The 4,964-nt window shown below is 61.7% G+C and carries 4 protein-coding genes and 1 pseudogene; all 5 read right to left on the bottom strand.

Going from position 1 to position 4,964, the window contains the following annotated elements; genetic code table 11:
- A pseudogene (locus tag ACXJ7R_RS24720) lies at positions 1–440 on the bottom strand (carbohydrate ABC transporter permease); the annotation flags it as partial.
- A gap of 1 nt (position 441) precedes the next feature.
- A complete protein-coding gene (locus ACXJ7R_RS24715; protein WP_457154116.1) occupies positions 442–1,308 on the bottom strand; it encodes a carbohydrate ABC transporter permease in 867 nt (288 codons plus the stop codon).
- On the bottom strand, positions 1,309–2,376 hold the full coding sequence (locus tag ACXJ7R_RS24710) for an ABC transporter ATP-binding protein (RefSeq protein ID WP_457154115.1): 1,068 nt from the start codon (positions 2,374–2,376) through the stop codon (positions 1,309–1,311). It lies immediately after the preceding gene.
- Between the two features lie 9 nt (positions 2,377–2,385).
- Entirely contained in the window at positions 2,386–3,465 is a 1,080-nt protein-coding gene (locus ACXJ7R_RS24705) for an ABC transporter ATP-binding protein (RefSeq protein ID WP_095085037.1), read from the bottom strand.
- Positions 3,466–3,507: 42 nt separating this feature from the next.
- Positions 3,508–4,964 (bottom strand): glycerol-3-phosphate dehydrogenase (glpD, locus tag ACXJ7R_RS24700; RefSeq protein WP_457154114.1); only part of this gene is annotated, 1,457 nt, incomplete at its 5' end.

Raw genomic sequence — 4,964 nt, 5'->3', positions numbered from 1 at the left:
GCCATGCGGTTGGTCAAAAGCCAGAAGAACAGATGCTTGTCGCCGAGGAAGCGGTAGCGAGAGAACGCGTAGGCCGCCGGCAAGGCCGCGGTCACCGAAATCACCATGTTCATCACCACATAGGTGATCGAATTGATGTAGCCCGAATACCAGGATGCATCGGTGAAGATGGTGACGTAGTTGGCGATTGTCGGCGCGTGTGGATAGAGCGTCAGCGAGGAGACGATCTCGGCATTGGTCTTGAAGCTCATGTTGATGAGCCAGTAGATCGGCAGCAGGAGAACGATGATGTAGATCGTCGGCACGAGCCACCACCAGCGCGATTCCTCGCCGCGACGCCGCATCAGCCGGGCGACCTCATCCTGCGACAGCGTGCTGGCCAGTTCTCCCGAAGCTGTCGTCTCGCCCACTCTGTTCGCTCTTTCGTTGGCGCCGCTCATCTCAGCGCTCCGCGTCGTAATTGGTCATCACGGTGTAGAACACCCACGACAACAACAGGATGATGAGGAAGTAGACCAGCGACATCGCTGCGGCCGGACCAAGGTCGAACTGGCCGAGCGCGGTCTTGACGAGGTCGATCGACAGGAACGTCGTCGAATTGCCGGGACCGCCGCCGGTGACGACAAAAGGCTCGGTGTAGATCATGAAACTGTCCATGAAACGCAGCAGCACGGCGATCAAAAGCACACGCTGCATCTTCGGCAGCTGGATGTAGCGGAACACCGCCCAGCGCGAAGCGCCGTCGATCTTGGCCGCCTGGTAGAAGGCATCGGGAATGGAGACCAGGCCGGCATAGCRGAGCAGCACGACCAGGCTCGTCCAGTGCCAGACATCCATGATGATGATGGTGACCCAGGCGTCGAACGGATCCTGGACGTAGTTGTAGTCGATGCCGAGCGCGTTGACGTAGTAGCCGAGTAGGCCGATGTCATTGCGGCCGAAGACCTGCCAGATGGTGCCGACCACGTTCCACGGGATCAGCAGCGGCAGCGCCATCAGCACCAGGCAGACCGGCACGCCCCAGCCCTTTTTCGGCATGTTGAGCGCGATGAAGATGCCGAGCGGCACTTGGATGGTCAGAATTATGAAGGAGAAGATCAGATTGCGGACCATCGCTTCCCAGAAGCGGCTGGAGGACAGCAATTCCTCGAACCATTCGGTGCCGGCCCAGAAGAAGACATTGTTGCCGAACGTGTCCTGTACCGAATAGTTGACGACCGTCATCAGCGGAATGACGGCCGAGAACGCCACCAGCACCAGCACCGGCAGCACCAGGAACCAGGCCTTGTTGTTCCAGGTCTTTTCCATCTATGCCCCCATCTCGACGCGCCAGGAATCGGCATAGATGTTGATACCGGCCGGATCGAACCGGACTTTCGGTTCGGCGGGTACGCTCTCGTCCTCGCCGATGACCGCCGCGATGTCGCGGCCTTCCAGCTTGGCGCGAACCACCTTGTGGCGTCCGACATCCTCGACCTTGCTGATCGAGACGGCCATGCCGTCGCGGCCGAGCCGCACATATTCGGGACGGATGCCAAGCTCGATGGCACCGCTGCCTGCCTTCGGCGTGCCCGGCAGTTCGATCCGCTGCGAGCCGAGCGTTGCCGTCTTGCCGTCGATTGCCACCGGCATGACGTTCATGCCGGGCGAGCCGATAAAATACCCGACAAAAGTGTGGCGCGGCCGCTCGAACAGTTCCGCCGGCGTGCCGATCTGGACGATGCCGCCGTCATACATCACCACGACCTGGTCGGCGAAGGTCAGCGCCTCGGTCTGGTCGTGGGTGACGTAGACCATGGTGTAGCCGAAGCGGCGGTGCAGTTGCTTCAATTGCGAACGCAGCACCCATTTCATGTGCGGGTCGATGACGGTCAGCGGCTCATCGAACAGGATGGCGTTGACGTCGGAGCGCACCAGTCCGCGACCAAGCGAAATCTTCTGCTTCTGGTCGGCGGTCAGGCCCCTCGCCTTCTTCTTTGCCCAGGACGCCAGATCGATCATCTCCAGCGTCTCGCGCACCTTGCGGTCGACATCGGCTTCCGGCACGCCGCGATTGCGCAGGGGAAAGGCCAGATTGTCGTAGACGGTCATGGTGTCGTAGATGACCGGGAACTGGAACACCTGCGCGATGTTGCGCTCCTGTGTCGACAGGTTGGTCACGTCCTTGCCGTCGAACAGCAACTGGCCATGCGAGGGATGAAGCAGGCCCGAAATGATGTTGAGCAGCGTGGTCTTGCCGCAACCGGAAGGACCGAGCAGCGCATAGGCGCCGCCATCCTCAAAGGTGTGATGCACTTCGCGCAGTGCGAAATCGGCATCCGTCCGCGGGTTCGGCAGATAGGAATGCCTGACATGATTGACGTCGATGCGCGCCATATCGCCCTCCTATGCCGCCAGCTTCGGCGCGCTGACGGCGCGGCCGTGCTCGTCGAAAACCATGATGTGGCGCGGATCGATGAACACCTCGACCACCTCGTCGGGCTCGAAATGGCGGATGCCGTGGGTCAGCATCACCCAACGCACATCGGCGAAATCGAGATGGATGAAGCTCTCCGACCCGGTGATTTCAGTGATCGTGACCTTTGCACGCACCGGCACGGCCAAGGCATTGGGCCGTTCGAGCGACAGATGATGCGGCTGGAAGCCGATCGTATAGTTCGCATCGGCAATGCCCGAGAGCTCGGCCGGCACCGGCAGCTTCACGCCGCCGTCGAGCAGGAAATCCGGGCCCTTCTTGGCGAGCACGATGGTGTTGAGCGGCGGATCGGCGAAGGTCCTTGCCGTCACCAGATCGGCCGGCTTGCGGAACACCTCGATGGTCGGGCCGAACTGGGTGATGCGTCCTTCGGAAAGTGTCGCCGTATTGCCGCCGAGCAGCAGCGCTTCATGCGGCTCGGTCGTGGCATAGACGAAGATGGTGCCGGCGGCGGCGAAGATCTTCGGCAGTTCAGCGCGCAATTCCTCGCGCAATTTGTAGTCGAGATTGGCAAGCGGCTCATCGAGCAGCACCAGGCTGGCATTCTTGACGATGGCGCGCGCCAGCGCGGTGCGCTGCTGCTGCCCGCCCGACAAGCTGAGCGGCGTGCGGTCGAGATAGGGCGTCAGCTTGAGCAGGGCCGCGGCATTGCGCACTTCCTTGTCGATCTTGGCCTGCTCGGTCCCGGCCACCCGCAGCGGCGAGGCGATGTTCTCATAGACGGTCATCGCCGGATAGTTGATGAACTGCTGGTAGACCATGGCAATCTTGCGCTTTTGCACCGGCACGCCGGTGACGTTCTGGCCGTCGAACCAGACCGAGCCGGAGGTCGGCACATCGAGACCCGCCATCAGCCGCATCAGGCTGGTCTTGCCCGAAAGCGTGGGCCCAAGCAGGACGTTGAGCGAGCCATGCTGAAGCGTCAGCGACACGTCGCGGATATGCTCGGCCGCACCGACCGTCTTGGTGACGTTTCTCAGTTCCAGCATGACGCCTCCTCCCAGGCTTTCCGCATCAGCTTAAACCCCTCTTCATTCGGCAGCCGCGACATGCCGCCGGCTTATGCCGCGCATGAATTCATCGAGCGATGCCACCTGCTCGCGGCTAAGGTGCAGGCCGCGCTTGGTCCTGCGCCATAGCACATCCTCGGCGGTGACCGCCCATTCGTTCTCAACGAGGTAGCGTATCTCGGCCTCGTAGAGATCGGCACCGAAATTGCGGCCGAGATCGGCATTCGATTTGGCCAGACCCAGCAGAACCTGCGCCCGCGTCCCGTAAAGCCGGGTCAGCCTGCGGGCCAGGCGTGCGTCGAGGAAGGGATAGGCCGACTTCAGCTTCGCCACTTGCGCGTCGAAGCCGGTGGCCGGGAAATCTCCACCCGGCAGTGGCGCGTTTGCCGTCCATGGCTTGCCGCGCTTGCCGAGGAAGCCCTCGATCTTTTCCAGCATCGATTCCGACAACCGGCGATAGGTGGTGATCTTGCCGCCAAACGCATTGACGACCGGCGCAGCGCCCTCGCCACCATCGGCCTTGATCACATAGTCGCGCGTCGCCTCCTGCGCCTTCGAAGCGCCGTCATCGTAGAGAGGACGGACGGCCGAATAGGTCCAGACGATGTCCTGGCGCTTGACCGGTTGCGCGAAATATTCGCTTGCCGCGGCACAGAGGTAGTCGATCTCGGTGTCGCTGATTTTCACGTCATGCGGGTCGCCGGGATAGTCCTGGTCGGTGGTGCCGATCAAGGTGAACTCTTCCTCGTAGGGAATGGCGAAGATGATGCGGCCATCCTTGTTCTGGAAGAAATAGGCGCGCGGATCGTCGAATTTCTTGGCGATGACGATGTGGCTGCCCTGCACGAGGCGGACATTGTGCACATCGTTGAGGCCGACCACGCCGGACAGCACATGATCGACCCAGGGTCCGGCAGCATTGACCAGCAGCCTTGCCTTGATCTCCTCGGTCTCGCCGGTTTGCAGGTTCTCGATCTTGATCGTCCACAACCCATTTTCGCGGCGTGCTTCGACCACTTTCGTACGGGTGCGGATGGTTGCGCCGCGATCAGCGGCATCACGCGCGTTCAGCGCCACCAGCCGCGCATCGTTGACCCAGCCATCCGAATACTCGAAGGCCCTTTTGAACAGCGGCTTCAGAGGTTTGCCGGCCGTATCCCTGGTCATGTCCAGCGTCCTGGTCGCCGGCAGCAATTTGCGCCCGCCAATGTGATCGTAGAGAAAGAGGCCGAGCCTTATCAACCAGGCCGGACGCAAGCCCTTGGCATAGGGCAGCACGAAGCGCATCGGCCAGATGATATGCGGCGCGTTCTTCCACAGAACCTCGCGCTCCATCAGCGCCTCGCGCACCAGGCGGAATTCATAGAATTCGAGGTAGCGCAGGCCGCCATGGATCAACTTGGTCGATCCTGAGGAGGTCCCGCTGGCGAGGTCGCTCATCTCGGCGAGAAACACGGAAAAGCCACGCCCGACGGCAT

The organism is Mesorhizobium sp. P5_C1, from assembly GCF_054049815.1.
The sequence above is the reverse complement of the archived record's forward strand: the minus strand, read 5'-3'. Positions and strand labels throughout refer to the sequence as shown.